At 68.0% G+C, this 23659-nt stretch carries 24 protein-coding genes; 6 read left to right on the top strand and 18 right to left on the bottom strand.

What is annotated here, in order from left to right; all coding sequences use genetic code 11:
* Positions 1 to 11 precede the first annotated feature (11 nt).
* Genes ABZX92_RS19310 through ABZX92_RS19300 form a run of 3 tightly spaced genes read right to left on the bottom strand, consistent with a single transcriptional unit; the run spans position 12 to position 3121 of the window.
* A complete protein-coding gene (locus tag ABZX92_RS19310) occupies positions 12 to 1169 on the bottom strand; it encodes an NAD-dependent formate dehydrogenase (RefSeq protein ID WP_355560841.1) in 1158 nt (385 codons plus the stop codon).
* Positions 1170 to 1224: 55 nt separating this feature from the next.
* A complete protein-coding gene (locus ABZX92_RS19305) occupies positions 1225 to 2142 on the bottom strand; it encodes a LysR substrate-binding domain-containing protein (RefSeq protein WP_355560838.1) in 918 nt (305 codons plus the stop codon).
* A gap of 1 nt (position 2143) precedes the next feature.
* The gene (locus ABZX92_RS19300) at positions 2144 to 3121 is read right to left on the bottom strand and encodes a 2-dehydropantoate 2-reductase (RefSeq protein WP_355560836.1); all 978 of its coding nucleotides are present in this window, start codon (positions 3119 to 3121) and stop codon (positions 2144 to 2146) included.
* A gap of 112 nt (positions 3122 to 3233) precedes the next feature.
* On the opposite strand from ABZX92_RS19300, the gene ABZX92_RS19295 reads away from it, so the two are divergent.
* Complete coding sequence (locus ABZX92_RS19295; RefSeq protein WP_355560834.1) at positions 3234 to 3953, top strand: GntR family transcriptional regulator; 720 nt, start codon at positions 3234 to 3236, stop codon at positions 3951 to 3953.
* A 255-nt stretch (positions 3954 to 4208) separates the two neighbouring features.
* Positions 4209 to 4409, top strand: a complete 201-nt coding sequence (locus ABZX92_RS19290; protein ID WP_355560832.1) for a hypothetical protein — start codon at positions 4209 to 4211, stop codon at positions 4407 to 4409.
* Here the strand turns inward: ABZX92_RS19290 and ABZX92_RS19285 are convergent.
* The 6 genes from ABZX92_RS19285 to ABZX92_RS19260 form a co-directional block, all read right to left on the bottom strand.
* Complete coding sequence (locus tag ABZX92_RS19285; RefSeq protein WP_355560830.1) at positions 4400 to 5353, bottom strand: TerC family protein; 954 nt, start codon at positions 5351 to 5353, stop codon at positions 4400 to 4402. The genes ABZX92_RS19290 and ABZX92_RS19285 overlap by 10 nt on opposite strands.
* Before the next feature lie 22 nt (positions 5354 to 5375).
* Positions 5376 to 5804 carry a hypothetical protein gene (locus tag ABZX92_RS19280; protein WP_355560827.1) on the bottom strand — a complete coding sequence of 143 codons (429 nt, stop codon included), beginning with the start codon at positions 5802 to 5804 and terminating at the stop codon, positions 5376 to 5378.
* Between the two features lie 3 nt (positions 5805 to 5807).
* Positions 5808 to 7301, bottom strand: a complete 1494-nt coding sequence (locus ABZX92_RS19275) for an Nramp family divalent metal transporter (RefSeq protein ID WP_355560824.1) — start codon at positions 7299 to 7301, stop codon at positions 5808 to 5810.
* 118 nt (positions 7302 to 7419) lie between these two features.
* Positions 7420 to 9570, bottom strand: a complete 2151-nt coding sequence (locus ABZX92_RS19270) for an acetate--CoA ligase family protein (protein ID WP_355560821.1) — start codon at positions 9568 to 9570, stop codon at positions 7420 to 7422.
* Between the two features lie 23 nt (positions 9571 to 9593).
* On the bottom strand, positions 9594 to 10823 hold the full coding sequence (gene frc, locus ABZX92_RS19265) for a formyl-CoA transferase (protein WP_355560819.1): 1230 nt from the start codon (positions 10821 to 10823) through the stop codon (positions 9594 to 9596).
* A 10-nt stretch (positions 10824 to 10833) separates the two neighbouring features.
* A complete protein-coding gene (locus ABZX92_RS19260; protein ID WP_355560816.1) occupies positions 10834 to 12531 on the bottom strand; it encodes a thiamine pyrophosphate-binding protein in 1698 nt (565 codons plus the stop codon).
* 123 nt (positions 12532 to 12654) lie between these two features.
* Here ABZX92_RS19260 and sucC point away from each other — a divergent pair, with 123 nt between their 5' ends.
* Together sucC and sucD are read left to right on the top strand one after the other, a co-directional pair.
* Entirely contained in the window at positions 12655 to 13767 is a 1113-nt protein-coding gene (gene sucC / locus ABZX92_RS19255; protein ID WP_355560813.1) for an ADP-forming succinate--CoA ligase subunit beta, read from the top strand.
* Complete coding sequence (gene sucD, locus ABZX92_RS19250; protein ID WP_355560811.1) at positions 13767 to 14645, top strand: succinate--CoA ligase subunit alpha; 879 nt, start codon at positions 13767 to 13769, stop codon at positions 14643 to 14645. Before sucC ends, sucD begins: the two co-directional genes overlap by 1 nt.
* Before the next feature lie 60 nt (positions 14646 to 14705).
* On the opposite strand, the gene ABZX92_RS19245 is transcribed toward sucD, so the two are convergent.
* The 7 genes from ABZX92_RS19245 to ABZX92_RS19215 form a co-directional block, all read right to left on the bottom strand.
* Positions 14706 to 15506: a hypothetical protein gene (locus tag ABZX92_RS19245; RefSeq protein ID WP_355560808.1), complete on the bottom strand. Its 801-nt coding sequence runs from the start codon at positions 15504 to 15506 to the stop codon at positions 14706 to 14708.
* A complete protein-coding gene (locus tag ABZX92_RS19240; RefSeq protein ID WP_355560805.1) occupies positions 15503 to 15805 on the bottom strand; it encodes a type VII secretion target in 303 nt (100 codons plus the stop codon). The genes ABZX92_RS19245 and ABZX92_RS19240 overlap by 4 nt, the downstream gene beginning before the upstream one ends.
* Positions 15802 to 16146 carry a YbaB/EbfC family nucleoid-associated protein gene (locus ABZX92_RS19235; RefSeq protein WP_355560802.1) on the bottom strand — a complete coding sequence of 115 codons (345 nt, stop codon included), beginning with the start codon at positions 16144 to 16146 and terminating at the stop codon, positions 15802 to 15804. The genes ABZX92_RS19240 and ABZX92_RS19235 overlap by 4 nt, the downstream gene beginning before the upstream one ends.
* A gap of 13 nt (positions 16147 to 16159) precedes the next feature.
* Positions 16160 to 16777, bottom strand: a complete 618-nt coding sequence (locus ABZX92_RS19230; protein ID WP_355560799.1) for an ESX secretion-associated protein EspG — start codon at positions 16775 to 16777, stop codon at positions 16160 to 16162.
* Complete coding sequence (locus tag ABZX92_RS19225) at positions 16774 to 17076, bottom strand: hypothetical protein (RefSeq protein ID WP_355560796.1); 303 nt, start codon at positions 17074 to 17076, stop codon at positions 16774 to 16776. The genes ABZX92_RS19230 and ABZX92_RS19225 overlap by 4 nt, the downstream gene beginning before the upstream one ends.
* Positions 17073 to 18116 carry a hypothetical protein gene (locus tag ABZX92_RS19220; protein WP_355560795.1) on the bottom strand — a complete coding sequence of 348 codons (1044 nt, stop codon included), beginning with the start codon at positions 18114 to 18116 and terminating at the stop codon, positions 17073 to 17075. Before ABZX92_RS19220 ends, ABZX92_RS19225 begins: the two co-directional genes overlap by 4 nt.
* Positions 18117 to 18189: 73 nt before the next feature.
* Entirely contained in the window at positions 18190 to 20265 is a 2076-nt protein-coding gene (locus ABZX92_RS19215; protein WP_355560793.1) for a helix-turn-helix domain-containing protein, read from the bottom strand.
* Positions 20266 to 20335: 70 nt separating this feature from the next.
* Here ABZX92_RS19215 and ABZX92_RS19210 point away from each other — a divergent pair, with 70 nt between their 5' ends.
* Positions 20336 to 20935, top strand: a complete 600-nt coding sequence (locus tag ABZX92_RS19210) for a DedA family protein (protein ID WP_355560790.1) — start codon at positions 20336 to 20338, stop codon at positions 20933 to 20935.
* Here ABZX92_RS19210 and ABZX92_RS19205 read toward each other — a convergent pair.
* Positions 20898 to 21617 (bottom strand): SDR family oxidoreductase, encoded by a 720-nt coding sequence (locus ABZX92_RS19205; RefSeq protein WP_355560787.1) that lies wholly within the window; start codon positions 21615 to 21617, stop codon positions 20898 to 20900. The genes ABZX92_RS19210 and ABZX92_RS19205 overlap by 38 nt on opposite strands.
* A 109-nt stretch (positions 21618 to 21726) precedes the next feature.
* Between ABZX92_RS19205 and ABZX92_RS19200 the strand changes: the two genes are divergently transcribed.
* On the top strand, positions 21727 to 22569 hold the full coding sequence (locus ABZX92_RS19200; protein WP_355560785.1) for an alpha/beta hydrolase: 843 nt from the start codon (positions 21727 to 21729) through the stop codon (positions 22567 to 22569).
* Here ABZX92_RS19200 and ABZX92_RS19195 read toward each other — a convergent pair.
* Positions 22544 to 23647 (bottom strand): macrolide family glycosyltransferase, encoded by a 1104-nt coding sequence (locus ABZX92_RS19195; protein ID WP_355560782.1) that lies wholly within the window; start codon positions 23645 to 23647, stop codon positions 22544 to 22546. The two genes, ABZX92_RS19200 and ABZX92_RS19195, sit on opposite strands and share 26 nt — an antisense overlap.
* Positions 23648 to 23659 lie beyond the last annotated feature (12 nt).

Genomic DNA, 23659 nt, shown 5'->3' with positions numbered 1-23659 from the left:
ATTGAACCAGGTCAGCCGCGAACCGCGTAGGAGTGCGCGCCCGTGCCCGCGAGCTTGCCCCCGTCGACGATCAGGTACTCGTCGCGGATCGGTGTCCCGGCGAAGAACGACTCCAGGATCTCCCGCGTACCGGCCGCGTAACGGGCCTGCGCAGACAACGAGCTGCCCGAGATGTGCGGGGTCATGCCGTGATGAGGCATCGTGCGCCACGGGTGGTCCGACGGCGCGGGCTGCGGGAACCAGACGTCGCCCGCATATCCGGCCAGACGGCCGCTCTGCAACGCCCGTACCACCGCGTCCCGGTCGGCGATACGAGCCCGCGCCGTGTTGATCAGGTACGCGCCGCGCTTCATCGTCGCGATCAGTTCGTCGTCGAACAGGCCCTCGGTCTCGGGGTGCAGCGGCGCGTTGATCGTCACGACGTCGCAGTGCGGCACCATGTCCGCGGCCGACGCGTGGAACGTCAGTCCGTACTGCTCCTCGATCTCCGACGGCAGGCGGTGCCGGTCGGTGTAGTGCAGGTGCATGTCGAACGGCGCCAGGCGCTTCAGCACGGCCAGACCGATGCGGCCGGCCGCGACGGTACCGACGTGCATGCCCTCGACGTCGTACGAGCGGGCCACGCAGTCGGCGATGTTCCAGTCGCCGTTCAGCACGGTCTGGTGCGAGGGGACGAAGTTGCGCACCAGGTTCAGGATCGACATCACCACGTGCTCGGCAACGCTGATGCTGTTGCAGTAGGTCACCTCGGCGACCGTGACGCCGTGCGCGATCGCCGCGTCCAAATCCACGTGGTCAGAGCCGATGCCCGCGGTGAGAGCCAGCTTCAGCTTGGGAGCACGCGCGATCCGCTCGGCGGTCAGGTAGGCCGGCCAGAACGGCTGGGAGATCACCACGTCGGCGTCGGCCAGCTCGCGGTCGAAGACAGAACCAGCGGAGTCCTTGTCCGAGGTGACGACCAGCTCGTGGCCCTGGGACTCCAGGAACGACCGCAGGCCCAGCTCACCGGACACGCTGCCCAGCAGATGGCCTGGTGTGAAGTCCACAGAGGACGGAGTCGGCAGCGTCTGGCCGCCGGGGTAGCCGCTCAGCAGAGGAAGATCGTCACGGGCGTACGAAGCCGGGTAGCCGGTCACCGGGTCGTCGTAGAGAACGCACAGAATCTTCATGCCGGAAGCATCGAACGCGCGGACCCTCGACGTCCAAGCGAAAGTTCCTATCCGGTCATAGCTCTCGTCTATCAAGATGCTTGTGCAGCAAGCGATCCAGCTCGCCCCGCACGTCAAGGCCCCGCGTCAACCCCATCATCGCCCGCGCCAGCATCGACACCTGCTCCCCCGCGACCAACCCGATCTGCGGCACCCGCTGCGGATCCTCGATCCGCACCACCCGCATGCCCTCGGGCGTCCCGAACATCTGCAACCACGCGTGCGCGATGACCGAAGACCACTTCCGCGTGGCCACGTGCGCGTACAGGGTCGCCACGGTGTCCGCCTCGATCACCGGCACCGGCTGCACCCCCGCATCGGCGAAGATCCCGTCCAGGATCCGCCGGTTCCGCATCTTCGAGGTGAGCAAGCACAACGGCAACGCGGCCACGTCAGCCCACCGAGCCACCGGACGGGAAGCGATCTCCTCGTCAGCGGGCGTCAGCAGCACGTAGCGTTCCTCGTACAACGGCATGGCCCGCGCCGAGCTGTCCACATAGGTCATCGCGATGTCGAGCTCGAACTCGTCCAGCCGCCGCACGATCTCCCGCGACGACAACGACTCCAACGTGATCCGCACATGTGGATACCGCTCGCAGAACGGCGTGGTCAGCAACGGTGCCGCCGGCAACGCGGTGGGAATCGCACCGAACCGCAGGACACCCGAGAGCGACTCGCGCATGCGCGACAGGTCCTGCTGCAGAGCATCGCGGTCCGCGAGCATGCGATGCGCCCACAGCAGGACCCGTTCCCCCTCCGGCGTCAGCGACTCGAACCGGCGGCCCCGGGACACGATCGGCACCCCGAGCTCGCGTTCGAGCTTGCTGATCGCCGCCGACAACGACGGCTGGGACACGTGACAGGCCTCCGCGGCACGCGCGAAGTGGCGTTCACGGGCGAGGGCGACCAGGTATTCCAGCTGTCGCAGCAGCAACTCAGGACACCAGCGACGTGCGCGACAGCAGGTCGATCGCCGCGTACACGTGCCGCAACGTCGGCGCGGGCACACGGGTCAGCGACGCGATCTCCACCACCGCGCCGATGATCGCGTCGATCTCCAGCCGCTTGCCGGCCTCCAGGTCCTGCAGCATCGACGTCTTGTGGTGCCCGACCCGCCGGGCGCCGTCGATGCGCTTGTCGATCGAGATCCGCGGGTCGCAGCCCGCGGCACGAGCGATGGTCAGCGTCTCGGCCATCATCTGCGCCACGAGATCGCGGCTGTCCGAGTGGTCGCAGATCTCCACCATCGTCGCGCGGGTCAAGGCGCTCAACGGGTTGAACGCCACGTTGCCCATCAGCTTGATCCAGATGTCCTCGCGGACGTCCTTCTCCACCGGGCACTTCAGCCCACCCGCGATCATCGCCTCGCTCAGCGCCACACAGCGCGGCGAGATCGACCGGTCCGGCTCCCCGATCGAGAACCGCGTGCCCTCCAGGTGGCGGATCACGCCGGGCGACTCGATCTCGGTCGAGCAGTAGACGACACACCCGATCGCGCGCTCCATCGGCAGCACGGCGGACACCGCGCCGCCGGGGTCGACGGCCTCGATCCGCTGTCCCTCCAGAGGATGCCCGGTCATGCCGTGGAAGTACCACCACGGAATCCCGTTCTGAGCAGCGATGACAGCCGTGCCGGGCCCCATCAGGGGCGCCAGCAGATCGCCTGACGACGCGTACGAGTACGCCTTCAGACCGAGGAAGACGTAGTCGACCTCACCCACTTCCTCCGGCGAGGAAGTCGCATTCGGATGCGCGGTGAAGTCACCACGAGGACTCAGCACCCGTACGCCGTGCTCCTGCATGGCCGCGAGATGGGGCCCACGCGCGATCAGGTGGACTTCCACGCCCGCACGATGCAACGCCGCACCGACGTAGGCACCGATCGCTCCGGCTCCGAGAACAGCGATCTTCATGTCACGCCCCGCCCTGCTTGGTCACCACGGTTGGATTGCATACAGTATACGGACAACATGACCAAAGCTCTAGAAGTGCTTTTTGCATACCAAAAGCTGTATTCTGTCTGACATGACCTCTTTGCCCAGTGGCCGCCGGGCCGCCAAGTCCAGCGGCCCCCTCAGCGCCGCGGCGAGCCGCCGGGTCGAACGACCGGCACCGCTGCGCCAGGCCGTCTACGACGCACTGCTCGAGCTCATCGTCAACCGCACCCTCGCCCCCGGCCAGCACCTGGTCGAGGCCGAGCTCGCCGAGTACCTGGGCGTGAGCCGCCAGCCGGTGCGCGAAGCGTTGCAGAGACTCCAGACCGACGGCTGGGTCGACCTGCGCCCCGCCCAGGGCGCCTTCGTGCACACCCCGACCGAGGAGGAGGCCGACCAGCTGCTCGCCGTGCGCAGCGTGCTGGAGACCTACTCCGCCAAGCTCGCCGCCGAACACGCCACCCCGGTCGACGTGAAGCAGCTCAAGAAGCTGCAGAAGGCCGGCGAGGACGCACTGGTCGCCGCCGACGTGGAACGCCTGGTCGAGGCGAACGCCAACCTGCACGCGGCCGTCGCGGCGATCGGCCGCAACAAGGTCCTGTCCGAGATGATCGGGCTCGTCGACCGCCGGGTGCGGTGGTACTACACGCCGATCGCCCGTCCGCGCAGCCGCGACTCGTGGAACGAACACGCTGAGCTGATCGCCGCCATCTCCGACGGTGACGCAGAGCGAGCAGGCGAGGTCATGCACCGTCATGCGGAGCAGACCCGGCAGACCTACCACGACCGGAAGACGACCGAGAGTAACTGAGTCATTACGCTCAGATCACCCGAAATCGGTCATTTGGTGCCACACGGGTGATCCGCGACACGATGGCGACGGATTGCATACAAAACGCAGTATGCTGAATGGCAGCAGGGCTGGGATCAACGAGGACCCCCAACTGGTTTCCCAGCGGGTATCCCGTGGAGGACAACCCGGCCGCAACCCTGCTCCTCCCGTGCGGCAGTGCCTGATGGGCTTCTGCGCGCCTCGGGAGAGACCATCGACAGGGAAGGAAAGACGATGTCCCGCTTGAAGAACTTCGCGCGTTCGCTGACCGAGCCGCGCGCCGGCTTCTCCGCCGACGGCCGCGCGCTCGGCCTCGGACTGGCCACCGCGCTGAACGAGCAGCGCAAGGACGCCGAGGCCGTAGCGGCCGTGGCCCAGACGCTGCGCCCGGATTTCCAGGGCAACGACGCCGAAGGCCACACGATTCACGGCTGAGCACCCTCAACTCGTTGGGAGCGCTGAGCTTCAGCCTCCTCCACGGCGGCACGGGCGGCCCGCCGGGAGGTGCGCAGACTCCACACCGTGGTGACCGCGAGAGTCACCACGATCACGCCGAGAGAAGCCACGATCGGAATCTCCGGCGCCCAGGGAACACCGTGGTGGTGCATCGCCTCGAGGATCAGTTTGAGCCCGATGAACGCGAGCACCACCGCAAGGCCCTTGCTGAGATGCACCAGGCGATCCAGCAGACCGCCGACCAGGAAGAAGAGCTGGCGCAGGCCCATCAACGCGAACGCGTTGGCGGTCAGCACCAGGTACGGCTCCTTGGTGAGCCCGAAGATCGCCGGGATGGAGTCCACCGCGAACAGCAGGTCCGTGGTGCCGACCGCCACCATGACGATCAGCAGCGGACTCGCGCGGGGAAACACCTTGCGCACCGCGCGCAACGCGGCGTTCTCGGAGAACTCGGCTTCCTCACTCTCGTTGTGCGCCACCAGCTTCCACGCGGTGTAGATGAGGAACGCACCGAAGACGTAGAAGAGCCAGTCGAACCGGGAGATCGCCTCGGCACCGACCGCGATGAAGATCGCGCGCAGCACCAGCGCCAGCAGGATGCCGACGATCAGCACCTTCTGCCGTTGCTCCCGCGGCACCGCGAACCGGGCCATGATCAGCACGAACACGAAAAGGTTGTCGACGCTGAGGGAGTACTCGGTGATCCAGCCGGCGAAGAACTCGCCGCCGTGCCGTCCTCCGGCGAACAGCGTCACGCCGAGTCCGAAGAGGACGGCCAGGCCGACGTAGCACACGACCCAGCAGACCGACTCGCGGAACGACGGTTCGTGGGGCTTGCGCACCACGAGGTAGAAGTCGAACGCGATCACCAGGGCGAGTCCGCCCAAGGTCGCGATCCACACCCAGACAGGAAGATCAAGCATCGCGAGCTCCTTCGGCGGAGGGTCAACGGGCAGCGGCAGCACGCAGTCGCATCGAGATGCGTTCGTGCAGCCACAGGAATCCGATGGCCCAGCCGAAGCTCACGATCCCTTGGTAGGCGAGGAAACCGGCCAGGTCCGAGGGCAGTCGAACCTGGCCGGTGAGCACCAGACTCACCGCGACCTCATGCACCAACCGCGCCAGTGGGAACCCGAGGAGCCAGTACAGCGCCACGGGAGCGAACCGTCCCGCCGGGAGCTTGCCCGCCGCGACGAGCAGGCCGAACCCGCCACCGAGCGCGCCCAGCGGCAGTCCTAAAGCGACCATCGTGACGAGTGCCCACCCGAGCGGCTGGCCGACGAGCGCGGCCAGCCCTCCCGCGATGAGCCCGGCGGCGAGCCCGACGAAAGCACCGGGCACAGCCTGCATCACAAAGCCTTCGCGGATCTGCATTCGTCAGCCCACCACAACGCCGAATTTGATGAGACTGAAGAACAGCATGCCCAGGTAGAACAGCGCGCCGAAGCCGATGATGATGTTCGTGATCAGCTTGGGGCGGATGGGTTTGGGCAGCATCCGGTTGTTCACCAGCAGGAGCACCACGCAGTAGGCGCCCATGGCGAACGTCGACAGGAACGCGAGCACGTCGAGGATCGCGCCCGGCCCGTCGGCAGGTCCGAACAGCAGGATCAGGATGCCGAACGTGATGACACCCCACAGGAACCCCGCGTAGAGGTGGGACATGCGGAACCTCTTCGCGCCGGGCACGAAGTGGTAGGTCATGTCCGCCTGGCCGCGGGAGAACGAGTCGAACAGACCCAGCGTCGCGTTGAGGCCGATCAACGCGATGAACCCGAGGAACACCGCACCCAGTACCGGTCCGCCTGCTGACGCGAAGGCGTCCGACATGGCGTTGAGCGCCGCCTCGCGTTCACCGGACTCGATGAGCGCCTTCACGTCCGGGCTCGTGCGACTGGCCGACTGCGCGAGAACCGTGAAAGAAACCGTGACGAGCATCGTGATGCCCCAGAACAACAGCAGGGCGTCGAACGTCACCCAGCGCCGCCAGCCCTTCCACTTGGCCATCTCCGACTTGTCCTCGGTGTCGAACATGAACCCCCGGCTGGGCATCTGCTCTTCTTCACCCGCGTGCCGCAACCCGCGCAGCTTCGGGATGTGCGCGCCCATGCCGGCGCCGCTGTCGCGCAGGTGCAGCGTGTACCACATCTGCTGCATGCCGGACGGGCCGGCGAACGCGATCGAGCCGACGATGATCGGGAACCACTCCGGCGACAGGGCCTGCGCCGGGAAGTACCCGAACTGGAACATGCCGCTGATCGTGCTGGTCAGGTCGCCCCACGTGCCGACCATCGCCGCCACCACCGCGGTGCTGACGACGAGCAGTCCGATGAGGATGGACAGCAGGTTCTCGAGCAGGTTGTAGATGACCTTGGCCAGGCTGAACAGGATCCCGACCAGGATCAGGCCGACACACGCCGACACCGTCCACGGTATGCCGGTGATCTTTTCCAGGGCCGCCGCCCCGGCGGAGAGATGGCCCGGCCAGATGTAGACGAGTATCGCGACTGCGAAGAAGAACCACATGATCGGTTTGAACACGCGTGCGGCGCCGAAGAAGATGCTCTCCCCCGTCGCCATCGCGTACCTCGCCATCTCGAGCATGACGACCGCCTGCAGCGTCACGCCGATCAGGAAGAGCCACCTGATGTCCGGCCCGAAGACCAGCACCAGGCGCGGCCACATGTAGGACTCGCCCATACCCACGCCAAGGGCCACCAGGAACACCGTGGGACCGAGCAGGTGGATCGACGGTGGTGCGTCGGGCAACTTCCTGATGGGCATCGCTTCCAGCCTGCCCGCGGGCCACACCCGTTCCTTCTCAGGCGGTGGGCTCACGTCCGTGCGGGCGACCAGATTTGGATCATCCACGGTTAACGACCTCCAGAGGACCGGCTGTCTGCGTTGACCTCTCTGGCGGGTTCGCGACCGTGGGCGTGTCACGGTCGCGGACGGGCCATCTCTCCCTTGCTACACAGGAACCCCGTTGCTACCCAAGCAGACCAGCGGCTCGTGCCCACCGGTATTTGGCGCCCAGTACCGCGACAGGCTTCTCCGTTGTGTACGGATACGCAACTACTCCGTTCCGATACAGGTACTCGCTGGCTTCCTCGACCTCGACGTCACCCGCGAGCGACGCGACGACAGGCTTGTGGATGCCATTCGCCCGGTACTCCTCCACGACGTCGACCACGAGCTTCGCGAACACCATCGGTGGCGTGACGATGGTGTGCCAGTAGCCCAGGATCAGCGAGTGGATGCGCTCGTCGGCAAGGCCGAGCGCGATCGTGTTCCGGTACGTCGAGGGCGGTTCCCCGCCGGTGATGTCGACCGGGTTGCCGGCCGCGCCGAACGGCGGGATGAACTTCCGGAACGCCGCGTCCAGATCGTCCGGAATGGTCATCAGCGACAACCCGTTGTCCACACAGGCGTCCGAGAGCAGCACGCCCGAGCCACCCGCGCCCGTGATGATGACGACGTTCTCGCCCTTCGGCGTGGCCAGCAGCGGAATGCCGCGCGCGTACTCCAGCAGGTCGTTCAGGCCGGGGGCGCGGATCACGCCGCTCTGCTTGAGGATGTCGTCGTAGACCCGGTCGTTGCCCGCGAGTGCGCCGGTGTGCGAGCTCGCGGCCTTCGCACCCTGGTCGGTGCGGCCGGCCTTCAGCACGACGACCGGTTTCTTTTCCGAGACTCGTTTCGCCGTTTCCGCGAAGGAACGACCGTCCTTCAGGTCTTCCAGGTGCATCGCGACGAGCTGGGTGTTCGGGTCCTGCTCGAAGAACGTCAGCAGGTCGTCCTCGTCGATGTCGGCCTTGTTGCCCACGCCGACGATCGCGCTGACGCCCATGCCCGCGGAACGGCTGAATCCGAGGATCGCCATGCCGATTCCGCCACTCTGCGACGACAGGGCAACTCCACCCTTGACGTCGTACGGCGTGCAGAACGTCGCTGAAAGATTCTCCGGCGTGTAGTAGTAGCCGTAGATGTTCGGGCCGAGAATGCGCACGCCGTGCTTGCGCGCGATCTCCACGATCTCGTTCTGCAGCTCGATGTTGCCCGTCTCACCGAAGCCGGACGGGATCATGATCGCGCCGGCGACGCCCTTCTTGCCGACCTCCTCCAGCGCGGCCGGCACGAACTTGGCCGGGATCGCGAACACCGCGACGTCGACGTCTCCCGGCACGTCGGCGATGCTCGCGAACGCCTTGCGGTCTCCGATCTCGTCGGCCTTGGGGTTGATCGGGTAGATCTCGCCCTGGTACCCGCCATTGACGAGGTTCCTCATCACCGAGTTGCCGATCTTGCCCTCTTCGTTCGAGGCACCGATCACGGCGACGGCGGCGGGCTTCATGATGCGGTTCATCGAGGCGAGGATCTCGTCCTGGGTGAACCGGTGCGGCTCCTTGGCGGCGTTCTCGTCCACCAGGATCCGCACGTCGACGGCGGTGGCTCCGGAAGGCGTTGCCAGCACGGGGTTGAGATCGACCTCCGCCAGCTGCGGGAAGTCCGTGACCAGATCCGACACCCGGTGGATCAGATCGGCGAGCTTGTGCGCGTCGACTCCTTGCGCGCCACGGACTCCGCGCAGGATCTCCGCCGCCGCGATGCCGTTGACCATCGACAGCGCCTCGGAGTTGCTGGTGGGCGCCAGCCGGAACGTGACGTCCTTGAGCACCTCCACCAGGATGCCGCCGAGACCGAACGCGACGATCTTGCCGAACGTCTCGTCGGTGGTGGCGCCCACGATGACCTCGTGGACCTCGTTCCCGGTCGGCAGCTGCTGCTGGACCTGGACGCCGGTGATGTCCGCGTCCGCTTTGTAGTTGCGGGCGTTGTGGATGATCGTGCGGTAGCCCTCGGCGACCTCGGCCGCGTTCTTCAGGCCGACGAGGACGCCGCCGGCCTCGGTCTTGTGCAGGATGTCCGGTGAGACGATCTTCAGCACGACCGGGTAGCCGATCTCCTCGGCGAACGCGACCGCGCCCTCCGACGACTTCGCCAGCGCCTCGGCCGGGGTCGCGATCCCGTAGGCGTCGCAGACCCGCTTGCCCTCCGGTGCGGTCAGTGACGACCGTCCCTCCGCCCGCACCTTCGCGAGTACGTTCTCGACCGCGGCGCGGTCGTAGCCGTTGTCCGGCATGAGTTTTCGTCTCCCTGTGAGGACTAGATGACGCCGGCGGTGCGCAGTTCGGCCAGTCGTTCGGTGCTGTAGCCCAGAGCGCCGAGCACTTCGTCGTTGTGCTCACCGAGCAGCGGCGGACGCTGCACCGGCACTTCCGAGTCGGAGAGCTTGAGCGGGTTGCCGACGGTCTTGAACGTGCCGCGCTCGGGGTGCTCGACCTCGACGACGGTGCCGAGATCAGCGAGCGTCTCGTCCTCGATGATCTCCTTTGTGGACAGAATGGGTCCGCACGGGATGTTGTGGGCGTTGAGCTTGTCCATCACCTCCCACTTGGTGTGCTTCTCCGTCCACTCCTCGATCAGCGCGAACGCCTTGTCCAGCTTGGACAGCCGCACCTCGGGCGTCGACCAGGCCGGGTCCTCGGCGAGCTCGGGCCTGCCGATCAGCTCGGTGAGCGGCGCCCACCCGACCGGCTGGATGATCACGTAGATGTAGTCGTTGGGGCCGCCGGGGGCACAGCGCACCGCCCAGCCGGGCTGGCCACCACCGGATGCGTTGCCGGAGCGGGGCACCTCGTCCCCGAACTGCTCGTTCGGGTACTCCCCCAGCGGCCCGTGGGCGAGCCGCTGCTGATCACGCAGCTTCACCCGGCACAAGTTGAGCACCGCGTCCTGCATCGCCACCTGGACGCGTTGCCCACGGCCTGTGTTCGTGCGTTGGTACAACGCGGCGAGAATGCCCGCCACGAGGTGGATGCCGGTGCCCGAGTCGCCGATCTGCGCGCCGGTGGCGAGCGGAGGGCCTTCCTCGAACCCGGTCGTGCTCATCGAGCCGCCCATGGCCTGCGCGATCACCTCGTACGCCTTGAAGTCGGCGTAGCGGCCGGGCCCGAAGCCCTTGATGGAGGCGTAGATCAGCTCGGGGTTGAGCTCCTGCAGCTTCTCCCAGGGGTAGCCGAAGCGTTCCACGACACCGGGTCCGAAGTTCTCGACCAGGATGTCGACGTCCGCGATGAGCTTCTGGAAGACCTCCTTGCCGTCGGGAGCCTTCATGTTGAGCGTGATGCTCCGCTTGTTGCAGTTGAGCATCGTGAAGTACAGAGAGTCCACATTGGGCAGATCACGCAGCTGGCCGCGGGTGATGTCACCACGTCCCGGCGTCTCCAGCTTGATGACGTCCGCGCCCAGCCAGGCGAGCAGCTGGGTCGACGACGGTCCGGACTGCACGTGCGTCATGTCGAGGACTTTGACGCCCTCCAGTGCCTTGGCCATGTCATCTCACCTACTTGTACATCGTCTGGTTCATGGTTCCGGGCGCGTACACATCGGGGTCGATCCACACGTTGATCAGAGAGGGCTTGCCGGACTCGCGGGCGCGCTGCAGTGCGGGACCGATGTCCTTGGGGTCGCGCACTTCCTCGCCGTAGCCGCCGAGCATCTTGGCGAACTGGTCGTACTTCACGTCTCCCAACGTGTTTCCGACGCGCTCGCGCTCCAGCCCGTACTTCGCGGCCTGGCCGTAGCGGATCTGGTTCATCGACGAGTTGTTGCCGACGATGCCGACGAACGGCAGGTTGTAGCGGACGAGCGTCTCGAAGTCCCAGCCGGTGAGGCTGAACGCACCGTCCCCGAACAGGGCCACGACCTCCTTGTCCGGCCTCGCCAACTTCGCGGCGAGCACGAACGGGATGCCGACGCCGAGCGTCCCGAGTGGACCGGGGTCCATCCAGTGACCGGGCGACTTCGGCTGCACTACCTGGCCGGAGAACGTGACCACGTCGCCGCCGTCACCGATGTAGATGGAGTCCTCGGTGAGGAAGTCGTTGATCTCGCTGACGAGGCGGTACGGGTGGATCGGCATGTCGTCGGAGCGCAGGTGCTCCGCACGCTTGCGCCGGGACTGCTCCTCGACCGCCTGCAGCTCCTCCAGCCACACCTTGCGGCCCATCGCGCCGTTGTCCTCACGACCGGATGCGGCCTGCGTGACGCTGGAGAGCACGAGGTCCGCGTCGCCGACGATGCCGAGGTCGACGTCGCGGTTCTTGCCGACCGTGCGGTAGTCGAGGTCGATCTGCACGACGGTCGCGTTCTGCGAAAGCCTGCGTCCGTAACCCATCCGGAAGTCGAACGGGGTGCCGACGATGACGATCACGTCGGCGTTGTCGAAGGCGTAGCGGCGCGACAGCTGGAAGTGGTGCGGGTCGCCAGGAGGCAGGGTGCCGCGACCCGCGCCGTTCATGTAGGCGGGGATGTTCAGCGTGCGCACGAGCTCGATGGCCGAGTCCGTGGCCCGCGTCGTCCACACCTGGCTGCCCAGCAGGATCGCGGGCTTGCGGGCGTGCACCAACAGATCCGCGAGCTTCTCGATGTCCCTGGGGTCACCGGCGCTGCGCGTGGAGGCGCGGTAGTGGCCTGCCTGCGGGATGCGGGCCGTGCTCAGGGGGACCTTCGCGTCGAGGACGTCGCGCGGGATCTCCAGGAACGAGGGGCCGGGCGCGCCGGCGTTGGCCTCGCGGAACGCCATCGACACCATGTCCGCGATGCGCGCGGTGTGCGGGACGTTCGCGGCGAACTTGGTGATCGGCGTCATCATGTCGACGTGCGGGAGGTCCTGCAGTGAGCCCATCTTGTGCTGGCTCAGCGCACCCTGGCCGCCGATCAGCAGCATCGGGCTCTCCGCGCGAAAGGCGTTGGCTACACCCGTGACCGCGTCGGTGGTGCCCGGACCCGCCGTGACAACGGCGCAACCGGGCTTGCCGGTGATGCGTGCGTAGCCGTCTGCGGCGTGCGCGGCTACCTGCTCGTGACGGACGTCGATGACGGCGATGCCCTCGTCCACGCAGCCGTCGTAGATGTCGATGATGTGCCCGCCGCACAGCGTGAAGATGGTGTCGACGCCCTCTGCCTTGAGCGCTTTGGCGACCAGGTGACCCCCAGAGATGGTCTCGGTAGTCGACTCCGGCTCCGCGGAACTCGTCATCGGCGATCAGCCCCTTAGCGCTCGACTGTAGATTGCATACCGTATGAGGTAGGCATATCGTTACTCCGCTACCAACCGGATGTCCATAGATGGCCGCAAGTTTTCGGCGAGAGGACGCAGACGGTGGATCTTTTCGAACATGAGGCGCGGGACGTCTTCGAGCGTCACGGAGTGCCCGTTCCGCGTGGTCTCGTGGCGGACACTCCTGAGTCCGCGCGCGAGGCGGCCGCTTCCATCGGTGGAACCGTGGTCGTGAAGGCACAGGTGAAGACCGGCGGGCGCGGCAAGGCGGGCGGCATCAAGCTCGCTTCGTCGCCCGACGAAGCTTTTGCCGCGGCAGCGGCCATTCTGGGGATGGACATCAAGGGCCACACCGTGCACAAGGTGCTGGTGACCGAGGCGAGCGAGATCGCCGAGGAGTACTACATCTCGTTCCTGCTCGACCGTGCCAACAGGACGTTCATCGCGATGGCGTCGGCGACCGGTGGCATGGAGATCGAGGAGATGGCGGACTCGATCACTCGAATGCCAGCTTCGGCTTTCGACGCATCTGCGGTGTTTTCACCATCAGTCGCCGCCGAGGTGAATGCCGTCGCTTCCGCTTTGTGGAAGGTCTTCGTTTCCGAAGACGCGACTTTGGTGGAAGTGAACCCGTTGGCGCTCACCAAATCCGGCGAGATCGTCGCGCTGGACGGCAAGGTGACCCTGGACGACAACGCGTCGTTCCGGCACTCTCGGCCCGACGCGGGCGCCGAGGGCGACCCGCTGGAGGTGCGCGCGGCCGCGAAGGGCCTGAACTACGTCAGGCTCGACGGCACGGTCGGTGTCATCGGGAACGGCGCGGGCCTCGTCATGTCCACATTGGACGTAGTGGCCCTGGCCGGTGCCGCGCCCGCGAACTTCCTCGACATCGGCGGCGGCGCCTCGGCCCAGGTGATGGCCGACGGGCTCGACGTGATTCTCTCGGACCCGTCGGTGCGCAGCGTGTTCGTGAACGTGTTCGGCGGCATCACCGCGTGCGACGCGGTGGCCAACGGAATCGTGCAGGCACTCGAACTGCTCGGCGACCGCGCCGACAAGCCCTTGGTCGTGCGGCTCGACGGCAACAACGCCGAAGCAGGCCACCGCATCCTCGACGAAGCACGGCACCCGCTGATCACCGTGGCGCTCACGATGGACGAAGCGGCCGGCCGTGCCGCCGCGCTCGCCGGCGCAGGCGTTGGTGAGGAGTCCTGATGGCGATCTTCCTCGATGAGCACAGCCGCGTGGTCGTGCAGGGCATGACCGGGTCGGAGGGCTCCAAGCACACCCGGCGCATGCTCGCGGCGGGCACGCAGGTCGTGGGCGGTGTGAACGCGCGCAAGGCCGGCACGTCAGTGGGGTTCGACGACGTGTCGTTGCCGGTGTTCGGCACGGTCGCCGAAGCGATGGAGGAGACTGGCGCGAACGTCTCGGTGCTCTTCGTGCCGCCCGCGTTCACCGGTGACGCGGTGATCGAGGCGATCGACGCGGGCATCGGCCTGGCGGTGGTGATCACGGAAGGCGTCCCGGTCCACGACACGGCACGGTTCTGGGCGCATGCCCAGGGCAAGTCGACGCGGATCATCGGGCCGAACTGTCCCGGGATCATCAGTCCCGGCAAGTCGAACGCGGGCATCATCCCGGCCGACATCACCAAGCCGGGCTCGATCGGGCTGGTGTCGAAGTCGGGAACCCTGACGTACCAGCTGATGCACGAGCTGAAGGACTTCGGGTTCACCACGTGCGTGGGCATCGGCGGCGACCCGATCGTCGGCACCACGCACATCGACGCTATCGCGGCGTTCGAGGCGGACCCGGAGACGGAACTGATCGTGATGATCGGCGAGATCGGCGGCGACGCGGAGGAGCGGGCCGCGGAGTTCGTGCGGGACAACGTGTCCAAGCCCGTCGTCGGCTACGTCGCCGGCTTCACCGCGCCCGAGGGCAAGACGATGGGCCACGCGGGCGCCATCGTCTCGGGGTCCTCGGGCACGGCGGAGGCCAAGAAGCTCGCCATGGAGTCGGCCGGCATCAAGGTGGGCAGAACACCATCCGAAACCGCCGCCCTGGCCCGCGCCGTCCTGACCAGCTAGTAGCTGTTGGCGCGTCTGCAAGTACCGCCAACTCTGGAGTTGGTGGTCTTGCAGACACCGCTAGCCGACGGCCTTCGAGGCCGTCGGCAGCTTCGCCGTGCCCGACCCCTGTGCCTGCTCGCCGATGACCGTCATGGCCTGCTTCACGATCTTGAGCACCGCCTGCGCGCCCTCGACGAGCTTGATCAGGTTCTCGCCGCTCGCCAGCAGCTCACCGAGCTTGGCCGCGATCTGCGTGCCGCACTCGACCGCGATCTGCACGCACTGCGGGATGGCCACGGCGATGCTCTGCCCGAACGTCGCCGCGGCCGCCGCGATCGCCTGGGTCATGATCGGCACGATCTTGCCGACCGCCTCGGTGATCAGCCTGGTGACCTCGGCGACGACCTGCGCGACCACCTGAGCCGCCTTGATCAGCGCACTCGCGTTGGTCAGGGCGGTCTCGGCGACGGACATGACGCCGTCGACGAGCTGCTTGCCGGTCTTGGCGTAGTCGGTGGCGCTCTGGCCGGACCAGCCGTCGGTTTCGGTCTTCTGCTTGGTCTCGTAGTCCTTGGCGAGGTTCGTGGCGGCCTTGCCCGCCTTGTCGAACTCGCCCGCGCCCTGCTGGACGCCGTCCGGGTCGCCCTTGAGCTGGTTCAGCGGCTCGTCCAGGAACGAGATCATCGGCGTGAGGAAGCCGACGCCCGCGCTGTCCAAGGCCTGCAACGGTTTCCCGTTCGATCCCAGCTCGCCGATGTCGGCCTTCGGCGTGCCCGCCAGGTCCTGGGTCAGCCACTCGTCGCCCGCGATGGCACGGGTGGTGGTGCGGAGCTCGTTGAGCAGCTCGGTGATCGTGCCCGCGTCGGTTGCTGTGGTCATCGGCCGGCTCCCACGACTGCTGTGGCGTTGTCGTCGTCGGTGCGCTGGTAGAGATCAGCCGTCTCGCGCATGCCATCGCCGACCTTGTCCATCGTGGACGCGATCTGCGCGAAGGCGTCGAGCGTCTCCCCCATCGCACTGCCGAGTCCCGCGGTGAGGAACTGGGCGAACGAGCCGAGCGAGTCCTGGCCGATCTGGTCCGGCAGCCCGGTTCCGGTGGCCGACAGCTGGTCGGCGTACCCGGCGAGCGTCGCCGCGTGCTTGCGCAGCTGCTCGTGGTCGACGTGGAACGACGTCATCGCACGGCCTCCGGCAGGTGCGAGGTGATCTGGTGCAACGCGTCGCTCTCGCCGAGGTAGCCGGACATGACCTCGGCCATGCGGGCACCGGCCAGCCGTTGCGCTTCGCGGGCGGTGCTCACGATCAGCATCGCGAGCGTGTCGACGTCGAGCTTGCGCGCGGCAGGCGTCAGTGCGACGTCGCCGAGCACACCACCCGCGTTAACGCTCACAGTCACCTCCCCGCGCGGTGAGGTCGCGCTGGCTCCGACCTCGGCCAGGCTGGCGCTCGCACTGCGGGCGCTGTAGGCCACTCGTTCCAGGCGTTCCTGGTAGTCCGCCAGCCACTGTGCTGGATCCACTTCTCCCCCTCTTCTAGGCTCGCGCCACTGCGGCGAGCTCACCGATCACGCGCACCAGGTCGTTGTGCCGCATGGGATTCACGCTGACCCAGCCGTCACTGCCGACGTCGACCCTGACCCGGCCGCCTGCACTGTCCAGCCAGGACACCTCCTGCCGTTGCCCGCCTTTGACGACCCCGGCCTGGCCCTGTCCGGTGACTTCCAGGTCGAGTGCCGCGCCGGGCGGCAGGGTGATCGGCATCAGCGGGGCGGGCCGCAGTTCCGGGACCAACGCCACGAGCTCCTCGCCCACGGTCTCCGCCTCGATGTGCGCCACCCGGACCGTGCTCTCGTGCTGCGTGCACACCAGCGCGCTGTCGCCGTAGACCAGCGCGACCGCACCCGTTCCCGGCACCACGAGATCGACCACGGCCGTGTGCTCGTGCAGTGCGGTGACGAGTTCACGCGCCAGGCCTGTCGGTCCGTGGGGTTCGGCGAGTCCGCGTGCTTGAAGGCCGTGCCCCGCTTCGGCGAGCAGCTCCGCGCGTTCGCTCGCCAGCTTCCCGAACGACGGGACGCGCAACGGGAACGGCCAGCGCACCCCGGCGTGGGTGGCCAGGAGGTCCATCTCCACCAGGTCGAAGGCGATCATCGGGCCGCCTTGCGGGCCTGTTCGGCGTCGGTCTCGGTGTACCTGGTCTTGATCTCCGCCAGCATCTGCTGGAACGCACGCACCTCGCGTTCGGCGGCGCTGACCTCGCCCGCGAGTCCCGAACCTGCCGCTTTGAGCCGTTTCGACAGGTCCTGGGCGGGTGGGGCGGTGCCGAGCAACGGCCGGCGCTCGGCCAGCCTGCTCGCGGTCGCCACCAGGTCGCCGGTCAGCTCGGCGAGCCTGGTCAGGGTCTTGATCCGGTCCTGCAGCTGGTCCGGCGCGACCTCGTAGCCGTTCACTGCTCCTCCCCGATGACAGCGGGCGAGACGCGTTCGTTCACCACGAACAGGCCGTGGTCGAGCGTGGGCATCTGGTTCTCGTGCTCCTGTTCGTCGTCCTTGCGCGCGCCACCGGCTCCCGGTGCCATGCCGGAGCCCTGGGCGGCGGAGCGGGACTCGGCGACGGTCGAGCTCATCGCCATCGGCCCGATGCCGTGCCCGCTCAGCACGCCCGCGCGCATGCCCGGGCTGAGCTGGGTCTGCTGGCTGACCGGAGCGGTGGCGCCGATCACCGGTCCGCGAGTCGTCGTTCCGGCCGAGCCGCCGCCCACGAGGCGTTGCCACGGCACACCGCCTGAGCTGGGCGTTTTGACCGGAGACGGGGCCGTTGGGGCTCTGCTCGGCGCGGCGGCCTGCTGCGGGATGGTGCCCTGGGCGTTGTCGATCAGGCGGCCGCTGCCGTTGAGGCTCGACTCGTAGGTCTGCATGGCCCGGATGGCGTCGGCTTTCTGCTGGTCAGCGGACGCGGCACCGAAGTAGAAGTAGAAGCCCGAGGTCGCACCGGCCGGCATGGTGGGTGCGCTCGGCAAGGTCATCGGGGCGGGCGCGCTCGGCAGTGAGAACGGCGCGGACGGCGCCGGTGCAGTCGGCAGCGTGAAGGGCGCCGGTGCGTTCGGCAGCGAGAACGGGGCGGCCGGCGGGCCGGCGAACGCGGGCATCGTCGTCCCCGCGGGCGGTGGTGGCATCGCTGCCCGCGCCTCCGCCAGCGCATCGGCGGCGTCCTGCGCGGCCTTCTCCCCCGCCGCCGAGAACTCGCTGATCTTCTCGATCCGCTCGGCCAGCTTCGTGAGCCTCGCCGCCGCCTCTTCGGCCGCCGCGCCCTGCCAGTCGTTGAGCAGCGCGGCTCGTTGCTCCTTCAGCACGGCGGCGTGCGTGTCCAACGCCTCGCGGTGACGCGTCCACTCGTCCGCGACCGTGCTCACATCCGCGACGTCCGCGTCCTGCCACAGCATCCGGTACAGCTCTTCATGGCTGTACGCCTCCCAGTTGATCCCGTCCACGCCGAAAACGATCACAGCCGGGCCAAACGAAGGACAGGCCAGCCGACCGGCCACTTATGGCCGGTCGGTCTGATCAGCGCAAACGCGCGAAGTATTCCTGCAACCTCGCGTGCCGGAACTGGTAGACCGCACCCGCTCGCCGCAGCACACCACGCCGGTACGCGTCGTCCAGGAACTCCGGCAGCCGCCACGGCAGCCGTCCGGTGAGCGGAAGCCACACGCGGGCGAAGACGACCCACTGCCCCCAGGCGGTCAGGCTCAGCACGTACGACAGCCCACCGGCGATGCCGCCGACGAGGCCGATCACCAACGACGTCGCCGGACTCCACGAGGCCTCGAACCGCAACGCCGTCAGCCCGGCCGCCACGAGCCCGGTGGAGGCCGCGACGAACACCGCGAACACCGGCACGAACAACGCCATCAGCCCGAGCACGTGCCGCCGGTTGGCCTCGATCAGGTCGCCAGGACTTCCCGCCGAGCGCACGTCGAGCGGCGCCTCCAGCGCGGCGACCAGCCCGAACACCACTCCGGCTCCGAGCCCGAACACCAGCCCGAAGACGCCGATGTCGACCAGCACGTCCCACGTCAGCGCGGATCCCGGCACGACCAGCCAGAACGCCACCGCCCGCACCAGCCCGTACGCGCTGCCGGCCGCCCCTCCGAACGCCAGCCCGACCAGACCCCGCCACCACACCGCCGGCCCGATCCGTCCGCGCAGGCGCAACCGCGTCCGCACGGGCTCGAGCGGCGCCGCCCGGACGACCCACCAATGCGCCAGCCCGAACAACAGCCCGGTGACCACACCGATCATCACCGCGAACAACAGCCCTCGGACCGTGAGCGCCCCTAAGACGATTGCCTCGACCACGAAGTCGGCGACACCTACCGTCGTGCCGATACCGAGTCCGGTCACCACCGAAGAGGTGCCGAACCGCCACCACGCGATGTCGTGCGTGCCGAGCTTCGTCAGGTGATCAGCGAGATAGCCGAGATAGGGCTGCACACGCTCGGCATGCGACCCGTACACAGCCGGTACGAAGCTGCTGAGCAGGTGCCGTTCGATCTCGTCCGCGTCGTGGAAGCCGAGCAACTCTGACGGATCGTGATCGGGCGTATCGCTGTAGATGCGCCGCGCGAGAGCCACCATCAACGGCGTGGTGAGCACCTTCGCGAGCACACCGCCGTTGCGCATCTCGTCGAGCACAGGCGTCCACACGTTCTTTCGCGTCGTTCGCGGCAGGTAGTCCGCCAGGTCGTCGCACGTCAGGTCGTTGAGCACCACCGCAGCAGCGGACGTCAACACGTCCGTGCCCTCGACCGCGTCTCGGTACTCGTCCACACGGCTCGTGAGCAGCAACGGCAGGGTGGTGGTGTTCAACGCGTTGAGCGCCGGCCGATGCAACCCGGCCGCGATCTCGTCGAACCCGTCCAGCACCGGCAGCACCCGCTGCGCGTCGACCAGCGCCGCCGCCAACGTCCCACCGCTCGGCCCCGGCGCCCCGAGGAACGGGTGGTCGCGGATGAGCTGCTCGGCCATCCAGTCGCGCAGCCCGGCCCGTTCCGGATGCCACGACCCCAGCCCGAAGATCACCGGCACCGGCCCGTCGCCCGCGAAGTCCAGCACGAACCGCGTGGTCAGCACCGTCTTGCCCGACCCGGCTCGCCCGAGGACGACCAGCCGCCGCGAGCCGATCCCGCGGTAGGTCTCGACGACCTGGCCGAGGCGCCCGGACAACTCGACCTCACCGCCGATGTTGAGCCAGCTGTCCTGCAGGTCCGCGGGTGCCGGCTCCCAGGTCACCGGGAGCGGAACGGGGTCGTGGATCTGCCGCTGTTCCTCCTCGCGACGCCACCTGGCCTCGACCGCCGCCCGCAACGTCTCCGCGGCCTCGGCCAGCGGGTCGAACCTCACCGGCTCGATCTGCGGCGGCTCGTCACGTCCGGCGGCGGCGAACAACTCGGCCCGCTCAGCCCCGGTCAGCTCCAACGCGTCGGCCAGCGACCGCACGGTGCCCATGCGCGGATCGGTCCGTTCACCGGTCTCCAGCCCGCGAACAGTGCGAATACCGACCGCGGCACGTTGGGCGAGCGCTTCCTGGCTCAATCCCGCCCGCTGCCGCCACTGACGCAGCAGCACACCGAACGCCACAACCGCCCCCTAGGTTGATCCACACCACCCTAGCTGGCAAGGACAGCGCTCTGAGGGGAAGATCGCGGAGGTGCTGACCGAGTGGCTCCACACCATCCCGCCGCTGCTGGTCTACGTCGTCGTAGGCCTGGTGGTCGGCATCGAGAGCGTCGGAATCCCGTTGCCCGGCGAGATCGTGCTCGTCACCGCCGCACTCATGGCCTCACACCACGACGGCATCTCACCCGTGCTGGTCGGCGCGTGCGCCTCGGCGGGCGCGATCATCGGCGACAGCATCGGATACGCACTCGGCAAGCGGTTCGGGCCGCGCGTGTTCGCGTTCGCCGGCGAGAAGTTCCCCAGCCACTTCAGCGAGGACAAGGTCGGCCGCGCCCAGGCGCTGTTCACGAGGTTCGGCGCCTGGGCGGTGTTCTTCGGCCGGTTCGTGGCGTTGCTGCGGATCCTCTCCGGTCCGCTCGCCGCCACGATGGGCATGCACTACGGGAAGTTCCTGCTGGCCAACGCAGCTGGCGGCATCGCGTGGGCCGGTGGCACGACGGCAGCGGTCTACTTCGTCGGCGAGGCGGCGGAGCACTACCTCGCCGAGTTCTCCTGGGTCGCGCTGCTCGTCGTGTTGCTGGCGGTGATCGGGTTCAGCGTCCGAGCCCGGCTCCGCCGTTCACCCCGATGACCTGCGCGGTGATGTGCCCTGCCTCGGGCGAGGTCAGGAACGTGATCGCCGCGGCGATGTCCTCCGGCGTGCCCGCACGCCCGTTGGCCGGGTTGCCGACGAGCTTCTTGCGCCGTTCCTCGCTCAGGGTGCCGCCGAAGAACTCCGTGTCCTCGGTGACGCCCGGCGACACCACGTTGACCGTGATCCCCCTGGCCCCCAACGCGAACGCGAGGTCCGCAGTCCACGCCTCGACCGCCGACTTCGCGGCGCCGTAAGCCCCCGATCCCCTGCGTCCGGCGATCGAGCCGAGCGTCACGACCCGTGCGTTGTCGGCGAGCCGCGGCTCCAGGGCCGTCGTCACCAGCACCGCGCTGATCACGTTCGACTCGTAGTTCGCGAGCCACAGGTTCCGCACGTCCGCCAGGTTCTGCGGCGCGGGCAGGCGCCGAGTCATGTTGCCGCCCGCGTTGTTGACGAGAACGTCCACCGACGACGGCAGATCGCTCAGTGCCGCTTCAACCGCATCTGGGTCGGCCGCGTCGAACACCACCGCGCGTGCGCCGATCTCCTCGGCCGCCGCCTTCAGGACGTCCTCCCGGCGTCCCGTGATCACCACGTCCAGACCCTGCTGCACGAGCCGGGCCGCCACCGCCTTGCCGATGCCCGTGCCGCCGCCGGTCACCACTGCAATCCGTTTCATACGCCCTTTCATAACAGCGGAATACATGCAGGTCGATCAGCCTGTTAGCCCATCCGGGTTCATGGTTGTGACTACGCTGCTCACACCCGACCTGACTGGGGAGATTCACATGGCGACACATGTTCTTGAACACGACGAAGCGGCCCTGACGTACGACGTGCACGGCGAGGGCGGCCGTCCGTTGATGATGATCGGCCAGCCGATGGACGCGTCCGGCTTCACCGCCCTGCGCGAGCAGTTCCCCGACCGCACGGTGATCACCTACGACCCGCGCGGTCTCGGCAGAAGCACCCGCTCGGACGGCAGCAAGGAGGCCAGGCCCGAGCTGCAGGCCGCGGACATCCACGCGATCATCGAGGCGGTCGGCGGCCCGGTCGACCTGTTCGCGTCCAGCGGTGGTGCGGTCACCGCGCTCGAGCTCGTCGCGTCCTATCCGGACGACGTGGTCACACTCGTCGCGCACGAACCGCCGCTCATCGACGTGCTGCCCGACGCCGACGCCGCCCGCCGTGCCCGTGACGGTTTCATCGACGCCTTCTTCGCCGGCGGGTTCGGCGCGGGCATGGCGCAGTTCATGGCGATGACCTCGTGGCAGGGCGAGTTCACCGACGAGTACTTCGCCCGGCCACCGGCCGACCCCGCGCAGTTCGGCCTGCCTGCCGAGGACGACGGCAACCGCGACAACCCGTTGCTGTCCCGCGACTCCCTCGCGATCACCGACTACCAGGTGAAGCCCGACGCCCTCGCCGCCGCACCGACCCGTGTCGTGATCGCGGTCGGCGAGGAGACGGGCAACGCGTTCACCGCGCGCGCGGCTGTCGACACCGCGAAGCTGCTCGGTCAGGACGCTGTCGTGTTCCCCAGCCACCACGGCGGGTTCATGGGCGGCGAGTTCGGCTACGCGGGCAAGCCGGAGGAGTTCGGCGTCAAGCTCCGCGAAGTGCTCGGCTGAGAATCACGTCGGCGGCCCTCGCAGCGCCGCCACCGGCATTGATGGCGGCACGCATTCGGTCCAGATTGGACCGTATCGTGCCGCTCGACGCCACCCGTTCCACCGCCGCGCGCAGGTCCGCGTGGTCGTCGACCCGTTCGCCCAGCCCGAGGTCGGCCACGCGGTCACCGTTGGCGGCCTGTTCCGGCGTCTGCGGAACGATCACCAGCGGCACGCCCGCGTGCAGAGCCTCCATGGTCGAGTTCATGCCGCCGTGACTGATGAACGCCGCCGCGTGCTGCAGCACCGCGGGCTGCGGAAACCAAGGACGCACATCGATGTTCTCCGCCGGCTCGACCTCGCGTGCGGTCATCGCGACCTGCCATGCGCCGTCGCTGAACTGGTCTTTGCAGGCCTGGTAGAGGTTCGCGTCGCTCATCACCGACCCCAGCGAGACGAACAGCAACGGCAGATCCGTGCGCGCCGGTGCCCACTCCTCGTCGAGCCGGCTGCCCAGCACCGGCCCGACGAAGTGGAACGACTCGTCGAACGTGTCGCCGAACGGCTGCCACGCGCGCGGCACGAACACCACGCTGGTCTCCTCCGGCGCCTCGATCGTGCTCGGGATGTCGAGCTCGACGTCGTTGGCCGCCACGAACTTCGCGAGATCGTCCGCGATGAACCTGGCCAGGCCGGCGTCCATCAACGTGTAGTGCTCGTTCGAGGCGGTGTGCGGGAGGGTGCGCACCGCCGGGATGCCGAGCTTGCGCGCCACCAGCCGGGCGGGCCAGTTGGTGGAGTCGTAGCAGATCAACGACGGCCGATCGGTTTCGCAGCGCTCCAGCAACAGCGGGTAGATGGCGCTCATCGCCCTGAAGTAGTGCGGAAACCACTCGTCGATCGGGTTGGCGGTGGCCGGCCGGAACTCGGGCAGCCCGGGCAGCTCCAGCCACCGCGCACCGGCCCCGGTCACCGCCTCTGCGTGCTCCGGGCCGGTCGCGTACTCGACTTCGGCGCCACGCCGCACCAGCTCCTCGACCACCGCGAGCGTCGGCGTGACGTGGCCATGTCCTGACAGCGTGACGAACAAGATCCCCATTTCCCCGATCTT

The organism is Lentzea sp. NPDC006480 (assembly GCF_040611995.1).
In the GTDB taxonomy this organism is placed as follows: Bacteria; Actinomycetota; Actinomycetes; order Mycobacteriales; family Pseudonocardiaceae; genus Lentzea.
The sequence above is the reverse complement of the archived record's forward strand: the minus strand, read 5'-3'. Positions and strand labels throughout refer to the sequence as shown.